This is a genomic window from Bradyrhizobium sp. WSM4873, assembly GCF_055811355.1.
This window is the reverse complement of the sequence record NZ_JBVVPS010000047.1, coordinates 1-16,750: the sequence shown is the minus strand read 5'-3', so window position 1 is coordinate 16,750 and position 16,750 is coordinate 1. Positions and strand designations below refer to the sequence as shown.

General features: G+C 64.3%; 13 protein-coding genes and 5 pseudogenes. 5 read left to right on the top strand and 13 right to left on the bottom strand.

Annotation, left to right across the window (positions count from 1 at the left end; genetic code table 11):
• Positions 1 to 100: 100 nt before the first annotated feature.
• Positions 101 to 442 (bottom strand): transposase DNA-binding-containing protein, encoded by a 342-nt coding sequence (locus tag AC0L21_RS34785; RefSeq protein ID WP_473266259.1) that lies wholly within the window; start codon positions 440 to 442, stop codon positions 101 to 103.
• A 212-nt stretch (positions 443 to 654) separates the two neighbouring features.
• Positions 655 to 1,388, bottom strand: a pseudogene (locus AC0L21_RS34780) (outer membrane protein).
• Positions 1,389 to 2,018: 630 nt separating this feature from the next.
• Here AC0L21_RS34780 and sbmA point away from each other — a divergent pair.
• Positions 2,019 to 3,233, top strand: coding sequence for a peptide antibiotic transporter SbmA (gene sbmA, locus AC0L21_RS34775; protein ID WP_219682281.1), 1,215 nt, complete (start codon positions 2,019 to 2,021; stop codon positions 3,231 to 3,233).
• Positions 3,234 to 3,718: 485 nt separating this feature from the next.
• Here the strand turns inward: sbmA and AC0L21_RS34770 are convergent, their stop codons facing one another.
• Complete coding sequence (locus tag AC0L21_RS34770; protein ID WP_219682280.1) at positions 3,719 to 4,306, bottom strand: GNAT family N-acetyltransferase; 588 nt, start codon at positions 4,304 to 4,306, stop codon at positions 3,719 to 3,721.
• 434 nt (positions 4,307 to 4,740) lie between these two features.
• Here AC0L21_RS34770 and AC0L21_RS34765 point away from each other — a divergent pair.
• A pseudogene (locus AC0L21_RS34765) lies at positions 4,741 to 5,028 on the top strand (aldehyde dehydrogenase family protein); the annotation flags it as partial.
• Positions 5,029 to 5,357: 329 nt separating this feature from the next.
• Here the strand turns inward: AC0L21_RS34765 and AC0L21_RS34760 are convergent.
• From AC0L21_RS34760 to AC0L21_RS34720, 9 genes and pseudogenes are all read right to left on the bottom strand, one after another.
• Positions 5,358 to 5,588: pseudogene (locus AC0L21_RS34760) on the bottom strand (type 2 isopentenyl-diphosphate Delta-isomerase); the annotation flags it as partial.
• Between the two features lie 19 nt (positions 5,589 to 5,607).
• Complete coding sequence (locus AC0L21_RS34755) at positions 5,608 to 6,510, bottom strand: terpene synthase family protein (protein WP_204513604.1); 903 nt, start codon at positions 6,508 to 6,510, stop codon at positions 5,608 to 5,610.
• Positions 6,507 to 8,057, bottom strand: coding sequence for a hypothetical protein (locus AC0L21_RS34750; RefSeq protein WP_259219190.1), 1,551 nt, complete (start codon positions 8,055 to 8,057; stop codon positions 6,507 to 6,509). The genes AC0L21_RS34755 and AC0L21_RS34750 overlap by 4 nt, the downstream gene beginning before the upstream one ends.
• Before the next feature lie 215 nt (positions 8,058 to 8,272).
• Positions 8,273 to 9,271 (bottom strand): polyprenyl synthetase family protein, encoded by a 999-nt coding sequence (locus tag AC0L21_RS34745; RefSeq protein WP_259219368.1) that lies wholly within the window; start codon positions 9,269 to 9,271, stop codon positions 8,273 to 8,275.
• 106 nt (positions 9,272 to 9,377) lie between these two features.
• Entirely contained in the window at positions 9,378 to 10,721 is a 1,344-nt protein-coding gene (locus tag AC0L21_RS34740; RefSeq protein ID WP_219682276.1) for a cytochrome P450, read from the bottom strand.
• Positions 10,721 to 11,566, bottom strand: a complete 846-nt coding sequence (locus AC0L21_RS34735) for an SDR family oxidoreductase (RefSeq protein WP_310473303.1) — start codon at positions 11,564 to 11,566, stop codon at positions 10,721 to 10,723. Before AC0L21_RS34735 ends, AC0L21_RS34740 begins: the two co-directional genes overlap by 1 nt.
• Positions 11,553 to 11,860 (bottom strand): annotated as a pseudogene (locus tag AC0L21_RS34730) (ferredoxin). The gene AC0L21_RS34735 and the pseudogene AC0L21_RS34730 overlap by 14 nt, the downstream one beginning before the upstream one ends.
• Before the next feature lies 1 nt (position 11,861).
• Positions 11,862 to 13,151, bottom strand: a complete 1,290-nt coding sequence (locus AC0L21_RS34725) for a cytochrome P450 (RefSeq protein WP_219682274.1) — start codon at positions 13,149 to 13,151, stop codon at positions 11,862 to 11,864.
• 94 nt (positions 13,152 to 13,245) lie between these two features.
• Positions 13,246 to 14,448: a cytochrome P450 gene (locus tag AC0L21_RS34720; RefSeq protein ID WP_219682273.1), complete on the bottom strand. Its 1,203-nt coding sequence runs from the start codon at positions 14,446 to 14,448 to the stop codon at positions 13,246 to 13,248.
• Positions 14,449 to 14,651: 203 nt separating this feature from the next.
• Here AC0L21_RS34720 and AC0L21_RS34715 point away from each other — a divergent pair, with 203 nt between their 5' ends.
• Entirely contained in the window at positions 14,652 to 14,993 is a 342-nt protein-coding gene (locus AC0L21_RS34715) for a recombinase family protein (RefSeq protein WP_446479881.1), read from the top strand.
• A gap of 135 nt (positions 14,994 to 15,128) precedes the next feature.
• Here AC0L21_RS34715 and AC0L21_RS34710 read toward each other — a convergent pair.
• Positions 15,129 to 15,389 (bottom strand): annotated as a pseudogene (locus AC0L21_RS34710) (cytochrome P450); the annotation flags it as partial.
• Positions 15,390 to 16,006: 617 nt separating this feature from the next.
• Here AC0L21_RS34710 and AC0L21_RS34705 point away from each other — a divergent pair.
• Together AC0L21_RS34705 and AC0L21_RS34700 are read left to right on the top strand one after the other, a co-directional pair.
• Complete coding sequence (locus tag AC0L21_RS34705; protein ID WP_473266254.1) at positions 16,007 to 16,207, top strand: hypothetical protein; 201 nt, start codon at positions 16,007 to 16,009, stop codon at positions 16,205 to 16,207.
• Positions 16,208 to 16,222: 15 nt separating this feature from the next.
• Positions 16,223 to 16,627: a hypothetical protein gene (locus tag AC0L21_RS34700; protein ID WP_473266253.1), complete on the top strand. Its 405-nt coding sequence runs from the start codon at positions 16,223 to 16,225 to the stop codon at positions 16,625 to 16,627.
• Positions 16,628 to 16,750: the final 123 nt, after the last annotated feature.

The window sequence follows — 16,750 nt, the reverse complement described above, 5'->3', positions numbered from 1 at the left end:
TCGAGTGCATCAGGATGCCGCAAACCGCGTGCGACCTCAGGCAGCCCGCCTTGTCCCCGGCCGCTGTTTATGCTCTTCGTGATTCCGATCGGTCGGAGTTCTATCTTTGATAGCTGAACTCGGTCGTATCATGGAGCACTAGAACCGGACCGCCGGCGGCAATCGTGCGCTCACGCGCCGATTGAAAGTGGCCCGCCAGAATGTCCGCTTCGCTGACCGGGTCATTAGAGAAGAAGTGATAAGCTGCCTTGGTATTCGCCCAATTGGCAGACGAGCGGAATACTTTCTCCGATGGCGCTTCCAATCTGCGTGAGCAGCGGAATCTGTCGCCGAGCCGCGCGTCCCTAAACTGGCATCCACTAGTCTCGCGATCAATCCAACATTCACCGCCTAAAAATCGCAAACGGCCTTTTGCCGATCGATCCCTCAATGTGAGCCCCATAGAGCCCCCCCTCGCGCATCAGGTGCTCAGCAAGGAATCACAATTGATTCTTCAAGGTTTTGCTGATCAGCGGATCAGCTCAAGCGGAGAAAGTTATGGGTAATTGAAAGCCGGTCAACCGCGCCAGTCGCGGCGCTCCGCGCCTGCCTGGCGCACCAAAATAGGCCCCGGCCCATAGGCCAAGGCCTTCGATCCACCTTTTGAACGATAGATCAGTATTTGAGAAGAATCGGGCCGCCAAACTTATAGTTGAGCCCTGCCGTCATAAGATCGAGATCCTGGCGGATGCGGTCGACCCCACCAGCGGGCTCGGTGAAGCCCACCATGGTTGGCCGCATGAACAGGTGTGCGTACTCGAATCCAATCGACCAATTGGGTGCGAAGCCGTACTCGAAACCGGCTGCCAACGCGCCGCCCCAAAGAACGTGCTTGCTTTCTCCACCTAACTCGCCCGTCGTCCAGATGACCCGAAACGTATTGCTCGTCACCGCGGCGCCGCCTTTGGCGTAAAGCAGTACGTTGTCGAAGGCATAACCGATCTGCCCCGTTACCAGGCCGAACGCATCAATCTTGGTCTGGTTGATATCCAAAAAAGCAACGCTGGGATTCCAACCAGTCAATGAGCCCAGTTCCCCTGGCCTTCAACACGAAGCACGATCGGGCCCGTCTGCCATCGATAGCCGATCTGCCCGCCCACGCTTCCGCTGGTGGCATCATAGCAGCCCTCAGGCTTGCCACCATCGGAATCCCAGCAATTCGAGCTTGAACCAAAGCCGCCGTTCATACCGACGTTGTAGCCGCTCCAGTCGTAGATTGCAGCCGCGACAGGCCGCGGAGCATTGGTGTAGAGAGGCTTGGCGGGCTGCGCAGCCAGATCCGAGCCGAATGCGGGCACCAACGCGCCAAGCCCCACAATGCTCACAGTCGCAAGCAACAAGTTCTTCATTTCTACTCTCATCTCTTCAGTGCCCCGAGCCTCATGCGTCTCAACAACGTCCGCGCGAATTGCTGTAACTGCATCGCAACATTTGCGCTGAAAGAAATGCGTGAACCGAACGCTGCGTCAGGTTGCGGTGCAGATCATCTCCAACAGCGTCGCAATCCACCTTCGCGTGCGAGCATAGATAGCGGCCGCTGATTTCAGCGGAGTAAGCGCACGCAAGTCAGATCGTCGCAAGCCACACCGCAAGTGAGAAGAGTGAAGCGGTTTGCAAAACTCTTGCTCTTGTCCCGTGCCGCCACTAAAGACCCCGTTACGACCATGCTCGTGTTGCACCCACCGGCTCCGAGAGATCAGATGACTATTCGATTGAATCAATGTCCTGCAGGTGCTGACCCGTTCGTCGCAGATGCCGCTGTGTCCCGCGGTCGACCGAGCATGCGAAACACAACCTCCGCCCTCGGCGGATGAAGGATGCGGCCCCTTATTGGTTGAGCGAGCCGTTCTCCACCCGAGGCTTCCTACCACACCGCCAATGCCGAGATCGCCGATTACGCTTGCCGACCGGTGGTGGCCAGCGGCCGCGGTGTGTTCATCTTCTGAGCTGAAGTTCTGAGTCGATAAAGGACAGCGAGCATGTTCGTTTCATTCTTCCCTCGACCAAAGTTGTTCTTTGCGTCGTCAATTCTTTGGACGGCGTTGGCGATGGCGTTTTGGTATGTATTTGCCGGCAATCTCTTTCAAGCCCCGGAGAAGCCGGTCGGGCTTGCGACGTTCTGGTCGGCCTCGGCGCTGTGGTTTGATCTCTATTTTGCGCTGGCCGTTACGGTGTTCGCGGCGGCATGGATGTTATTTGCCCCCCATCCCTGGGCGACGTGGTCCATTCTTGGTTCGGCGCTGATCCTGTTCACCTCTTACTTTCAGGTCCAGGTCTCAGTCGCGATCAACAGCTGGTATGGACCGTTCTACGACCTGGTCCAGGCTGCGCTTTCGAAATCGGCGCCGGTCACGGTTGAGCAGTTCTACAACGAATTGTCGACCTTTGCCGGTATCGCGCTCGTGGCCGTCGTGGTCGGCGTGATGACGCGATTCTTCGTCAGCCACTACATCTTCCGCTGGCGCACAGCGATGAACGATTTTTATGTCGCCAACTGGCCACGGCTGCGCACGATCGAAGGCGCCTCCCAGCGCATCCAGGAAGACACCATGCGCTTCGCCAGCACCATGGAAGGTCTAGGCGTCAATCTCATCAGCGCGGTGCTGACACTGTTGGCCTTCCTGCCGGTTCTGGTGAGGCTGTCCAGCAACGTCACGGAGCTGCCTCTGTTCGGCTCGATTGCCTATCCGCTGGTGTTCGCCGCGGTGATCTGGTCGATCCTGGGCACCGGCGTTCTCGCGCTTATCGGCATCCGCCTGCCCGGAATTGAATTTCTCAACCAGCGGGTCGAAGCGGCCTATCGCAAGGAGCTCGTGCTCGGCGAGGATGATACGGCGCGTGCCAATGCGCCGACATTGAGCGTGCTGTTTAGCGACATTCGCAGGAATTACTTCCGGCTCTATCTGAACTTCATGTACTTCAATATCGGCCGGATCGTCTATCTGCAGACTGACGTCATCTTTCCTTATCTGCTGCTTGCGCCCACAATCATCGCGGGCAGGATCACCCTCGGCGCGATGAACCAGATCCTCAACGCGTTCACGCAAGTACGAACCTCGTTTCAGTATCTCGTCAACTCCTGGAGCACGATTGTCGAACTGATCTCGATCTATCAGCGGCTGCGGAGTTTTGAGGCAAAGATCCACGGTGGGCCACTGCCGTCGATCGAGACACAAAGGGAGCCAGCCTCATGATTGGCGTAGCTGCAGGAGTTGACGAAACCCGGCCCTTGAGCCGCTTGCCGCACACCCGATCCGACGCCCCCACACTGCGGTCATCGCGTCCTTGATCGTAGCCCCACATCCATGCTTGTGCTCTCGCGGTGCCTCGACCGGCCTCGGTCCAACTGTTGCGCGTGCCCGAATTGCACGCACCGCATACTTGCGATGCCAGCCGGTCGTCGCGCATGCCGCATCGAGATGCGCCTCTTTTCCGCCCGGGTGGCCGACCGGCAACGATCCCTCTCGGCCGACACCACCTGCCGCCGCGCGCCCATGCTGATCTTTCCCACCATAGACGCCACCGGACAAATTCGATGGCAGCCACCCAAAATTCGATGGCAGCCACCCAATCACCGGCGAGAAGTTGTCCAGTAACAATCCGGATGAGGCAATGCGCCTCAGTTCGTCTCCAAGGACGCTTCGGGAGCCGCAGCATGCGAAGCGTCTCCGAATTCCGTTCACCGCGTCTTTCGCAACATCGGCGTAAGTGGCGGTGAGCAACCGTGCTGTATCTCTCCAATAATCTTGAACCCGTGGCGTTGGTAAAACGGAATGTTTTCAGGATTCGAACTTTCGAGGTAGGCAGCGAGGCCCTGCTCATCACAGCGTTGAAGAGCGTACTTCATCAGCAATGTGCCAAGCCCTTGTCCGGCCCAGTTCGGATCGACAGCGATCAGGGGCAAATACCAATGTGGCTCGGAGGGATGATGTTCGGCCATTCCCTGGCGCAGGTGTGCCATATGTTCGGTGATTTCAGGGCGCAGGGACAGCGCCATGATTGCGTCCAGCGCATCCTCATCCTGCTGCACGCCCGGAGGCAGCCACAGGGCCGCCGCGCGAGTCTCTCCCGTGACGTATGCTGTGCCATGCTCGAATGCTCGTCCGCCACAGGCCTTGATGAACTGAGTCATGCTGCCAAGATATTGCCCAGGGTCCGGCCAACTCCAACGCATCAAAGGATCGGCGGCAAAGCCAAGGACAATCGTCCAGACGATTCTTGCCCGAATACTTGCGTTCGCCGAGGTGACGCCCGGCTCTCTTGTCATGATGCACCGCTTTTCGATCGCAGGGTTGAAGGTTGGAGCACAGGACCGATACCTTGGACGTGAGCGGAATGGATGTGCCCCGAACATTCATCCCCTTTAGTTTCCGCCTCCGGCTCTCATCCCGCCTCAGAAGGCCGCCTTCGACGGCGGCTTCGGACGAAGGTTCTCGCTGCGAGCCCCTGACCCTTGGGCCTGCCGAGGACTTGTGCTTTTCGCCATGAGAGCGTCATCTGGCTCCTGCCCTTTCGGAAAGGAAGGGCTCATTTTATCGGCGTCGACAAGCCTGGCAGCCTTCCGAAGGAAGCGAGAAGGACGATTTGTGTTACAAGGTGATCTTGTTTTGCCAAATGTTGCGAGTTGCATTCGCTCGACGAGTCTAAGCACCGCAGTATAATTTGGAACCTGCCAACCGAGGTAGGTGCTTGGGATTGTCTGCCCCAAGGATTGCCAACGACTTCCCCTTCAGCCTTGCCGCAGCGATCGCACCCGTGACGTCGCCCGCGCGGATCGAGTTGCCGCCTCCGTCGGCCGGCGTCGTCTGGGTCAACGATCATCACCGGCTCGACCCCGCCTCGCCCTGGGGCGGCCTCGCCGCCACCGGCCGCGAATGTGGCACCCAGACCTTCGACGACCACCTCGAGACCAAGAGCGTGATGATCGCCACGCACGAGCAGCCGTTCGACTGGTATCGCGACACGGCCAACCAGAAGCGGCTGAACTAACAGAACGACAAGCGGCAGACGTTCGAAGAAGGCGGGCCGCATCAATGGAGAGCGTCAATGTCGACACCCGTGAACGCAGGCACTCGTCTTGCTCGACTGCCGGTCGGGCCGTTCTATCGCCGCATCATACTGCTGATCGGCATAGGAACGCTTTTCGACGGTTTCGACATCTACATTGCCAATACCGTGCTGAGCCTGATGCTGAAGACGAGCTTTTCGACCCTAGCCCAGAATGCGGTCTTCATCTCCGCGACCTTCGTCGGCAATGACGCTGGAAGGTTTGGTACCGGGTTTCTCGGTGACCGCTATAGAGTCCGCGTCGCGCATAATCTTGCCAGCAGCCAGGCGCAGCGCTCGATGTGCGCCAGGTCAAAGTCGGGCAATGCGCAGTGTTCGAAACCGATATACTTCCAACCGCCGGCGAGCGTGGCCGGCGCCGTTCGCCGACCCAGCACGATGTCCAGGTAGTCGTCCTTGCACCGGCTCAGGGCGGTGTCGCTCACGCTCGCTCCGTCGGGCGACGGCGTTGCGTCGGATCGGAGCGACGGCAGCGGGCGCACGCCGCCGCGTCCCGCAAGTTCAGCCCGGCGCACGCTGGCCTGCCCCCGCGGCGTCGCTGCGGTAGCGGCTGGTCGAGGTCTGGTAGTACTGCGCGCGGATGGCCGCCATGGCCTCGATCAACGCTCCCCACGGCGCGGGAAAGCATTCTTCCGCCATCAGGTGGTGCAACATGCGCGTATGGCCGGCCAGCTCGTCCTTGAGGAACTCCACCACAGGCATAGCCGGGTAGCGCTGCAGCAGCAGGATCGCCGCGTTGTCGGCCTCGCCGGCCGAGCTGTCCTTGTCGCGTCCATGCAGATCGTTCTGCAGACGCCCTATCGCGGAGATGAGCCGCAGGACCCGGCGAAACGCCGGACGCGCGCGCAAGGTCTCCATGTCTAGCCCCCACAGCAAAGACAGGCAACAGAACACATTCGCGTAGGCGATCGAATCGATGCCGTTGTGCAGGTACTCGGCGTAGGACCAGCGTTCCGCCCCCGCCGCCCGCACGTGTCCGGCGCGCAGCGCCGCGCAGTAGCGCCGGGTATGGTCGAGAAGCTGAGCATAGTCGCGACGATCGTAGGCGAGTGCGGCCAGCGAGGTGCGCAGCACAGCGCAGCCGTCGAATCCGGGGAGCGCGCACGGCACGCCCTGCCCCAGCGCCTGCTCCACAGCGGCGAGCTGCTCCGGCGCGATCAGGCCAACGTCGTTGCAATCGTCGAGCCAGAACAGCAGCGCCAGTTCGCGATAGAACGCCACGATCAGCGTTTCGTCTTGCGGATCGCGGCCGGTGCGGGCGCTGGTGTCGAGCAGGCTCGGATGGATGCGCTGCAGGATGTACTGGCCGCCCCTGACCGCTTCCATGGCATGCTCGTCGGCGAACCCGTTCAGGGAATGCCCCCACTCCAGCACCTGCTGCAGCGCGCGTTCGGTCAGGATCATGGCGCCGCTCCTGCTCTCTCGGCCAGGGCGCGCCGCCCCCAATGAAGCGCCAGCCACAACCCGGCAAGTTCGGCCACACGCACGACCCGCGTGGGGCAATACAGTTCCTTACCGATCCACAGCGGCGTCTGCGGCAATGCATGCGCCGCATGGCGGGCGAGCATCCACTCCAGCGCATGCGCCACCGCCTGCGCGATGCGCCGGCGCCCTGTCGGCTCTTCGCTCCCGTCCATCACATGCAACGCGAACAGCGCATAGGCGGTTTCCTCGAATGTGGACGCGCGACCAGCGCCCCAGCCGCCGTCGTCGCGCTGCGCCTGCAGTAGCGCCGCCAGCGCGCGCTCGTCGCGCCATTCGGTGTTGCCTTGCGCCAGCGCAGCGACCGCGTGCGCGGTGGGATACAGCCACGAAACGTGCCATTTTTCGTTGTCCCATACACCGTGCGGGTTGCGATTGGCCTCGACATAGGCGCTGGCGCCGGCGGCGGGCTTTCCCAACAATCGCAATGCATGCAGGGCATGAATGTTGGTCGACACCGAGGCATTGCGCTCGCCGGGAAAGGTGACGAACAGCTCGCCGGTTTCGAAATGGCGCAAGGCATCGACCGCCGGCTCGCGGTCTGCCAGGCGCAGGACGCACAACGCGATGGCGGTGTCGTCCGCATCGGCCGCGAAATGCAACGCCGGGCCGAGACCGCGCACGCCCAGGCGGGCGTCGAGCTGCAAGACGATCACGCGCACCGCCTCGGCGAGCGCGGGATGCGCGAACAGCCCGGCCAAATGCAGGGTGTACAGCGACCAGCATGGCTCGAACACATTGATCGGCCAGACGTTGGGAACGACGCCTTCGATGCCGCTGCGCGTCGCCCGCGATGCTGCCTGCAGATATGCGTCGGCGCGCCCGACCTGCGTCGTGCTCCCCTGTGTCACGGCGTGCGCACGCCAGGCGGCGGTGGCCGCCGGACTGATGCCGATGCTGCCGTCGTCGTCCGGGCATGCGGTAGTCGGCGAGGTCCCCCAGGCTTCCCAGGAGTGCAGCAACGGATGGCCGCTCGGCAACGTCGCTACCGCCGCCAGCTTGGCCAGGCACGCTTGCCGCAACGGCAACAGCGCCGGGTGGCGCGGGAACGCCACGCCGCCCAGCAAGGATGCGGCCTCGCAGCAAAATTGCGGCAGGATCAGCTCCGCGCCGATCGGCGCGTCTTCCGGCACCGCATGCGCGTAGGGATCGGGCTGGCGTTCGAGGAACCGGGTTGCAGCCTGGACTGCGTCGGCAGCGCCGGGAAGAGGATCGGCACGCTGCAATGCCAGCAACGCCGCCCACGTGGGCGCATGGCGGAACAGCGGGAAGTCCGCGCTTCCCCATCCGCCATCGGCCTGTTGCTGCGAGATGAGCCACGCGTAGGCGTCCTGCCGACCGGTGACGTTGCCGTGGAATTGCAGAGCTCGCGCCGTGTCGTAGACGGACGGACCGACGCTGCCGCCATCGCTCATCTCGCCCAGCAGGTGGCGCAATTCGGAAAGGATCTGTTCGGACTGCGCGTTCACGCGGGATCTTTCTTCAGACGGTTGACGAGAACCAGGATCGGGCAGACGCCGCGCACGTCGTCGCAGGTCCGCCGCATAGGCTTGGCCGCAGCGCGCCGCGGCCGTGCAGGGCAACCGCTGCCATCGGCGCCGCGGACTCGGACACGGTGCAGCATGCACCGCTACCGCCGGCCGATCGCAGCGGCACAGGGGCGACTCCATGCGCACGGGCGCGCTCATGCGCATGGCGCGTGCTTGAACAGGTGCGCGTTGGCTCGCTGCAGCATCTGCTCCAACCGTTCCGCACGCGGCCCCAGCGGGACGATGGCCTCTCCGGCGTCGCGCAACAGATCGAGCGCGAACTGGCGCGCAGCCTGCAGCCCCATGATCGACGCGCAGGTCGGCTTCTGCGCCGCCGCGTCCTTGCCGGGGGTCTTGCCCAGCGCTGTGGTATCCGCTGTCGCATCGAGAATGTCATCGACCACCTGCAACGCCAGGCCGAAACAGGCGCTGTAGCGATCGAGCGCACAGTACAGCGCAGCGTGCGCGGCATCCTCCGCGATGGCGCATAGCGCGCCCATGCGAACGGACGCGCGCACTAGCGCTCCGCTCTTCATCCGGTGCATCGCGACGATCCTGTCCAGCTCGACGTGCTTTCCGACCAGCGACAGATCGATGGCCTGCCCGCCTGCGGCACCCTCGGCGGACACCGCCCGCGCCAGTTCGCGCACGAGCGCGATAGGATTGTCGCCCGGCGCATCCAGGCTCGCCAGGGTCAGGAAGGCGTGCGCCTGCAGCGCGTCGCCGACCAGGATCGCGGTGGCTTCGCCGAACTTGACGTGCACGGTCGGAAGGCCGCGGCGAAGCACGTCATTGTCCATCGCGGGCAGGTCGTCGTGGACCAGGGTACAGGCGTGCATCATCTCGATGGCGGCGCCGACGTCGTCGAGCATGTGCGCCGGCGTGTCGGCCAGTGCGCCGGCGGCCAAACAGAGCAAGGCGCGGGTGCGCTTCCCGCCATGCAAGGTGGCGTAGCGCATCGCCGCCATCAGCTCGGTCTCACCCTTGTCTTCGGCGCAGAGAAGGCGCGCGAGCGCTTGTTCGACCCGCTTTACGCCGTCGTGCATCCAGATGTCCGGCAGCAGCCTGCCGGAAGCGCCGCGCGCTTGCGGGCCCAATCCGCCGAGCGCGGAAACGCCAGTTCGGTCGTCGTGTAGCGTGGAACCGGTCTGCATGCTGTTCATGTCCTTGTACCTGATAGGAGACGGCCACGGCGAGCGGCGGGCCGCCGCGGTGTTGCCGGCGTCGCTGCCTCGCCATACGGGCGCAAGCGATGCCAGCTCATGAGAATCCGATGCGGATTTTCATGGAGGGATGTGCGGTCGGGTAATAGCGCCGGCCTTTTTCGGCGCTGCCCAACAACCGCGGCCGCACCCCGGCCTTGTGCATGGTCAGCGCCAAGGCGATGCAGAACTGCACCAGTTCGAGCCATACCAGGTGGTAACCGATGCAGACGTGTGGGCCGGTACCGAACTGCAGCATATCCACCGGCCGGATCGGCTCCGTGCGTTGCAGCCACCGCGCCAGGCGGAACTGATCAGGCGTCTCGTGCAGCAGCGCCGAGGTCGAGAAATGCAGCAGCGGGATGCACAGATGGGTGCCCGCGGGAATGCGCCGTTGGCCGAGTTGCAATTCCTGCAGCGCCCGACGCGGCAGGAGCGTGGTCGTCGGATGCACGCGCAGCGTCTCGCGGAACAGGGCCTCGGCGACCGGACACTGCGCCAGGTCCGCGTGCCGGGTCGGCACCGCGCCCACGCGTTGCGCCTCCTCGACCAGGGCGTCCCACAGCACAGGCTGCCGCGCCAGCTCGATCACCATCCAGGCCATCGTCGAGGCGGTGGTGTCGTGACCGGCAAGCAGCAGCAAGCGGATATTGGCGACCAGGACGTCATCGGAGAGCGCATCGTCGCTGCGATCGAAGGCGCTCACCATGTCGTTGATCAACCCGGTGCGCGCGGCATGCGCGCGCGCGTCGCGGACGAACTGGCGCAACTGCGCGTCGATCCAGTCGCGGGCGGCGCGGCCGCGCCGCAAGGGCAGTCCGGGCAGGTCGACCGGGGGCGCGACGATCAACTGCAGCAGTTGCCGGTACTTGCGATGCCATCCCGGCAAGTCCTGCGCGGGGATACCCATGAGGCTGAAGATGAGCTTGAGCATCAGGTCGCCGGTTTCGCGCAGGATGGTTACGTCGCCGCGGTCACGCCACGCCTGCACCCGCGCCCAGATGACGGGCGCGAACAGGTCGCCGATCCCGGCCTGAGTCAGCCCTTTGGGCAGGAACGCCGCCTTGATCGCATCGCGCGCCTGCCGGTGCGCGCCGCCGTCCTGGGCGACCAACGTTCCGCCAAGTAATTCGGGCGCGATCTCTTCGATCAGCGCCGAGGACACGTCCTTGTGCCGGAGCAGTGCGAACGCATCCGGATCCACGCACGTCATCAGGTGTCCGGCAGGGCCGAAATCCAGCCAGAAGTGGCTGCCCAGCATCCGTTCCGCGCGCCCCAGCAGGCGCGGCAGGTCGCAGACGATGGCGGGAAGATGCCCGACCAGGGGGAAAGCGCCGGGCACGACCGGGATGTCGTACCGCCGCCGGTGCCGACGAGCCAGGGGGTTGAGCAGCATGTCCATCAGCAGCGCGGCGCCGCAGGCGCTTCGGCGGTGTTGCCGGCAGGCCGCGCGGCGCGGCTGTTGCCACCGTCGGCGTACGTCGGCACATGCGCCAGCATGCCGCCGTCAATGCACACCACCTGGCCGGTGATGAACGCAGCATCCTCGGAAAGCAGGAACGCCACCAGCGCGGCCACGTCCTCGGGACGGCCGACGCGCGGCAGGAGCTGGTGCCGGCGCAGATGCCGCTGCATCCGCTCGTCCAGCTTGGCGAGGAGACGCTCGGTCATGATGAGACCCGGCGCAACCGCGTTGCAGCGGATCTGCGCATGACCGTACTGGGTGGCGAGCGAGGCCGATAGCATGTTCATCGCCGCCTTCGACGCGGCGTAGGACGTCTGCGCGGTGTCACCGCTGAGCCCCTGGCACGACGACATGTTGACGATGGCGCCGCCGCCGCGGGCGATCATCCGTGGGATGGCCTGCCGGCAGCAGAGCAGGCTACCGCGCAGATTAGTCGCCATGGTCTGATCCCAGACCGCCAGGTCCAGGTCGAGGATCGCTCGGTCGCGCGGGGTCAGATGCATGGCGCTCGCGTTGTTCACCAGCAGGTCGACCCCACCGAAGTGCCGCTCCGCCGTCTCGAACAGCGCTGCCACCGCCTGCGCATCGGCGATGTCCATCGCCAGCGCCAGCGCGAGGCCCGCTTCGGCCGCGATCTGCGCGGTGCAGGCGATGGCCGCCGAGCCATCAATGTCGGCCACCACCACTCTGCCGCCTTCGCGCGCGATGGCTAGGGCGCATGCCTTGCCGATGCCGGCGCCGGCGCCGGTCACCACGGCCACCTTGCCTTCAAACCGTCCGATCGTGTCCTCGTGGATTGCGTTGGTCTTTCGCGGCATGCCGCTCGGCCTCACCGGAGAAGGCGCGGGGTCGGCGCTGGCGCGCTCGTCATCGCCAGCGTCGCTTTCGATGACCCGAATGGCGGCGACCGGGCACTGGCTGGCCGCGAGCCGCACGGCGGCGTGCAGCACCTGCGGGACCGTCGCCACGCACACTTCCGCCACGCCGTCCGGTTCGCGCTGGCGAAAGGTGCCCGGCAGCGTCAGCACGCACTGCCCGGTGGTTCCGCACAGATCCTGGTCGACCACGACGCGCATCTCAGCCCCCGTGCTCATGCAGCCGCACCGGCAGCGCGCGGAATGTCCTAAGGAACGCGGAGGGCTCCCGGGTGGGCTGCTCGGCCAATGCCAGCGTGGGGAAGCGCGCCTGGATCCGCGGCAGGCTCTCGGCCAACTGCACCCGGGCCAGTTGCGCACCGAGGCAGAAGTGGATGCCGTGGCCGAAGCTCAGCATGATCTTCCCGTCGGTCGACATGCCAGGACTGGTGCCGTAGAACCGCGCGGGATCGAAGCGGTCGGGGTCGGCGAAGGCGTCCGGGTCGCGATTGCCGGCCGCGATCAGCACGCGCACGTCCGCGTTCTTCGGGATCACCACGCCGCCTAGTGCGATGTCGCGCTGGGCGATACGCGGAATGGAGCTGAACATGGCGGGCGCGTCGCAGCGCAGGACTTCTTCGACGAATGCCTTCACCCGCGCGGCGTCTCCCTGCAGCCAGTGCCGCTGTTCGGGATACGCCAGCATCGCCAGGACCGCATGGTCGATGGTCGCGGCAGTGGTGGCGAAGCCGCCCAGCAGCATGCCCCACAGCATGCTGATCAACTCCGCATCCGACAGCGTGTCGGCATCGTCCTCGTGTGCGCCGACCAGTATCGACACGATGTCGTGGCGGGGATCGGTGCGCTTGCGCTCTATGAGGTCGCCGAAGTAGGCCTGCACGCTGGCGCTGGCCGCGTCCGCCGCGGCGAGCTGGGGATCGCTGGCGTGCGGGCTTAGGCCTTCCAGAATGGCGCCGATGCCGGCGGCGAGCCCGAACATGTCGTCTTGGGGCATGCCGAACAGTTCGGCGAAGATTAGCATGGGCAAGGCCAGCGCGAATTCCCGATGCAGGTCCACCGCCTCCCCGCGCTCCAGCGCGGGCGCCATGCCGTCCAGGCGCGCTGCGACGATGCGCGCGATGCTCGGCCGCAGGTCGTCGATCTGGCGCATGGTGAAATCGCGCGAGATCAGCCGGCGCAGACGCGTATGCGTCGGTGGGTCCTTCATCGCCAGCGTGGACGCCAGCAGATTGAGCGACAGGCTGGTCGCCGCACGCGGGAAATAGCGCGCGAGTTCGCCGGGCGCCGGCCCCCGAAACGCATCCCCCGTGGCCTTGAGCGCCCAGTAGATGTCGGCGTGGCGGCTCAACAGAAAGAGGCCCGACGCCGCGCGATGCACCGGATCGTGCTCGCGCAACCATCGCAGGAACGGATACGGGTCGTCGATGCACGCTGGCGAAGCCAGTTCGGCGAAGGCGTCCCGGCATGCTGCTGTGGTTTCTTGCACGTCCATCTTGCTTAGTTGTTGGCTGGCTGATCTGAACGGCGCGCGCCAGGCGCGCCGGCAAATTGCGGAGAAGATCGCGACTCCCAGGGGCGTCCGCGCATCACCAGAGCACCGGCAACTCTTCGAACCCGCCAGTGATGATCTCCTTGCGCAACTTCAGTTCTTCGGGCGCCACGGCCAGGCGCAGCGCGGGAAAGCGCTGGAAGACCGAACCGAACACCACTTTGAGTTCCAGCCTGGCCAGCGCCATGCCGAGGCAGTAGTGCGGACCGTAGGAGAACGCTAGGTGCGGATTTTCGTCGCGCCCGATATCGAAGATTTCCGGGTCGTCGAAATGGCGCGGATCGAACGACGTCGCCGGCAGTCCGACCAGCACCTTGCTCTCCGCGGGAATATGCACGCCGGCGATGGTCACGTCGGTCCTCGGATAGCGCATGATGCCGTCCCAGCCCACGCCCGCCGGGTACATGCGCAGGATTTCCTCCACCGCCGTGTCCACCAGGGATGGATCGCCGACCAGGCGTTCGCGCTGTTGCGGATGGCGGAACATGGCCAGCAGGCCGAATTCGATCTGCGCGACGGTGCTCTCGTGCCCCGCCACCAGCATGCCCGCGGCCAGGCCGATCGCCTCCTCCTCGGTCGCCTTGCCCTGGTCGACCGCCGCGAGCAGATCTGTCAGCAGGTTGTCGCCCGGATCCTGGCGCTTGTCCCGCATCTTTCCGCGAATGTAGGCGCGCAGTTCTTCCCAGGCCAGGCGCGACGCGCTGCGCGGGCCGCTTTCATGCTGGTGCGTCATTACCTCGTCGGACAGCCCGGCGAAAAACGCGTGATCCTCGTAGAGCACGCCCATCAGCGCGCTGATGACCATGGCCGGAAGCGGAAAGGAGAGGTGGCGCCGCAGGTCGGCGGGCTGGGGCTGGGCCGCGAGTGTCTCGAACAACTGCGCGGCGATCGCCTCGACCTGCTGCGCGAGCAGCTTCACCCTGCGGTCGCTGAAGGCCGGCGCCACGATCGTGCGTAACCGTGCATGCTCGCCCCCCTCGTGCGAGACCAGCCACCCCGGCGAACCGAGAATTACCGAATCCGGGGTGAATGCCGCCGGCGGCATTCCCGCGGGCCGGAACGCCGCGTCGGACAGCACCGCCTTGGCCTCGTCGTAGCCTGTCACCCACCAGCCCTCGTGCCCGGACGGGAAGCGCACGCGGTGGATCGGACCGTTGGCGCGCAGCGCCAACATCTTGGGCGAGGGCTCGATATGATCGACGCGCCACATCGGCAGCGTCGGCAAGGATTGTTCGGACATGGTTACACTTCAGTCTCTACGCGATGGAAGGGCGGAAGGTGACCGGCAGGCGCTGCGGGCTTCACGTGCGCTTGCGTTCACTTCAGTTCGTCGATGATAATCGGCGGGGAAGGCGGCCGGACCCTAGGGCCTCAAAGTGGCTTTAGCCAACTACCGAATCTTGTAGTGGCGTCCTAAACTAAACGCCTGGCGGCGCAAAAAACATGCGGAAAACTCTGTCGCCACGCGCTGCAATACGGAAACCTATTTCCGATGCGTATCCGCCTATGTTGGTTGGCTACATGCGCGTGTCGTCGGACTCCGACCGCCAGAGCACGGACTCGCAGCGCGATGCGCTGCTCGCCGCCGGCGTTGATCTGGTGACCGGCCTGGGGTTCGCCACGACGACGACGATGGTATTTCGCAAGGCTGATAGAGGGCCCGCGTTGATTTTCGATGCAAACGTTATCAACGCGATCGTTGATCCTTCGGGCCCTTGGGAAGCTCATTTTCAAGAACAAGATCCCTTCTCGGCTCAACGAACTTCCATGCGAAAGGCGTGCTGAACTATAGCAACTACGTCGAGGAAGCAGCGGGGCTTGCACGACAACACCTTTCGGGACAATAAGCTCGCAAAGGAAGCAGGTCCGTCAGCCGTCCTGGAGGGCAATGACAGCCGCTGCAAAGAGCCCGGGCTGGCGCTATTTCGTCGTAACGCGTACCGGCAGTGAGCTGAGGGCCCGCAATCCACTGCTGTCGCGGTATACCGGCTCGCCCGTTATCTCGATTGATGCGACGCTCGCCGCCAAGGCGGCCAGCACGGCTTCGCCTTCGAGCCGCGCGACCATCTGCCCCACGCAGCCGTGGATCCCGGTGCTGAAGCCGATATGTCCCGAAACGCGCCGGGCGATGTCGAACTGGTCCGGCCGTTCCCACCGCGTTTCGTCGCGATTCGCCGAACCGGCCTGTACACTGCCTCGAGGTCCGCAATCAGTCGCTCGACTTCTGCAAGCCAATTTCGGCAAGGCCGGCGCGTAATACTACTGGATATCGAGGGCATTGATCACCCGAGGTCCGCGCGAACCGGATCCGGAAGTCGGTTGGTGCGGAGAACACGTTCTCAACCGATCTTTAGCGCTTTCGACGCAATGGCCACCGAGTTGGGCCCGCTGATCGAGAAGGTCTGGCGGCACTGGGAGGACAAGGACTGCGCGGGCCCGGACCGTCACGCTGAACGCTCAAGTCAACGATTTGGACATCATCACGCGCAGCAGGTCCATGCCGATCGCGATTTCGAACCACAGCGAGCTCGAACACTTCTCGATCGCTGCTTGAAAGCGAGATGCCCGCTTCAAAGCCGTTCGGCTTCTTGGGAGTATCGTTGTCCTCGCGCCATGGTGAGGGGCAGGCTGAGCCGCAACTCGGCCTGCCGATTTGAGAGGCGCAGTTTCGAGCAGGATTTCAGGAAGGGGCGCAGGCGCGGGTCGTGTGCAGCGCGGCAGAGCTCATTGGTTAACATTCGTGAATCCCCAAATCGAAAGACTTGCGGTAGGATCAGGTTTTTCCGAGGGGCGCACCCATGTTTGAACAAGCGACTACCGCTCTATTGCGAGCGGTGCTCGACGAGGTCTGCGAAAAGCTACCACGCGACGAGGCCGGCGCTCGCACCCACGTGGCCTGCAAGATCCTGGAAGCCGCAAAGACCGGCGAAACGACCCCGGACGAGCTGCGGCAGATCGGCCGGATAGCGCTGACAGAAGCGCCGACGATGTGGCGTTGATCGGGCGGGTCCGGGGTGAATTTCCAGGTCACAGTCTTGAAAATCCTGGTGAGTTATCCGGAAGGATTCGCCGTGATGGCGGACCTCAAGCGGGACATGGCAATCCTCGCCACCAGCGGCCCGGAATGGGCCGAACGCACCAAGCGGCTGGCCGCGCGCGTGCCCGGGCTCGACATTTTTTCGGACGGTCTCGTTGTGCGTCAAAACGGCGGCTGGAGGATTACTGTGAAGGGACGAGCCGTGCTCGAATCCATGGAGGCGCGCCGGACCGAACACGAACCGGTCGAGAAGGTGCTAGTGGAAACGGCCGGGCCACCAGTGCCATCCTTGCCGCTCCCGGCAGAGCGAGCGAAGCGCCGACGCGCACGGCGCCAGCGTCGCCGCGAAGCCCGCGAACCCGCGCGAGCGCATGCATCTTAAGTGGACAGGGCGCGGCCGCAGCCCAACTCATTGACCAAAGAGTAGATAGTCGTCCGTGAACAAGGCTCTAAGCGATTGAGCAGGAGTCAGTTTTCCGGTTGGGGCGGCATTTGAGATTGCAGG

Excerpts from the sequence above, each read along its gene's own strand:
- AC0L21_RS34785 (WP_473266259.1), bottom strand. The coding sequence starts at position 442 with ATGGGGCTCACATTGAGGGATCGATCGGCAAAAGGCCGTTTGCGATTT.
- sbmA (WP_219682281.1), top strand. The coding sequence starts at position 2,019 with ATGTTCGTTTCATTCTTCCCTCGACCAAAGTTGTTCTTTGCGTCGTCA.
- AC0L21_RS34705 (WP_473266254.1), top strand. The coding sequence starts at position 16,007 with ATGTTTGAACAAGCGACTACCGCTCTATTGCGAGCGGTGCTCGACGAG.
- AC0L21_RS34755 (WP_204513604.1), bottom strand. The coding sequence starts at position 6,510 with ATGATCCTGACCGAACGCGCGCTGCAGCAGGTGCTGGAGTGGGGGCAT.
- AC0L21_RS34715 (WP_446479881.1), top strand. The coding sequence starts at position 14,652 with ATGCGGAAAACTCTGTCGCCACGCGCTGCAATACGGAAACCTATTTCC.
- AC0L21_RS34745 (WP_259219368.1), bottom strand. The coding sequence starts at position 9,271 with ATGCAGACCGGTTCCACGCTACACGACGACCGAACTGGCGTTTCCGCG.
- AC0L21_RS34740 (WP_219682276.1), bottom strand. The coding sequence starts at position 10,721 with ATGGACATGCTGCTCAACCCCCTGGCTCGTCGGCACCGGCGGCGGTAC.
- AC0L21_RS34770 (WP_219682280.1), bottom strand. The coding sequence starts at position 4,306 with ATGACAAGAGAGCCGGGCGTCACCTCGGCGAACGCAAGTATTCGGGCA.
- AC0L21_RS34720 (WP_219682273.1), bottom strand. The coding sequence starts at position 14,448 with ATGTCCGAACAATCCTTGCCGACGCTGCCGATGTGGCGCGTCGATCAT.
- AC0L21_RS34725 (WP_219682274.1), bottom strand. The coding sequence starts at position 13,151 with ATGGACGTGCAAGAAACCACAGCAGCATGCCGGGACGCCTTCGCCGAA.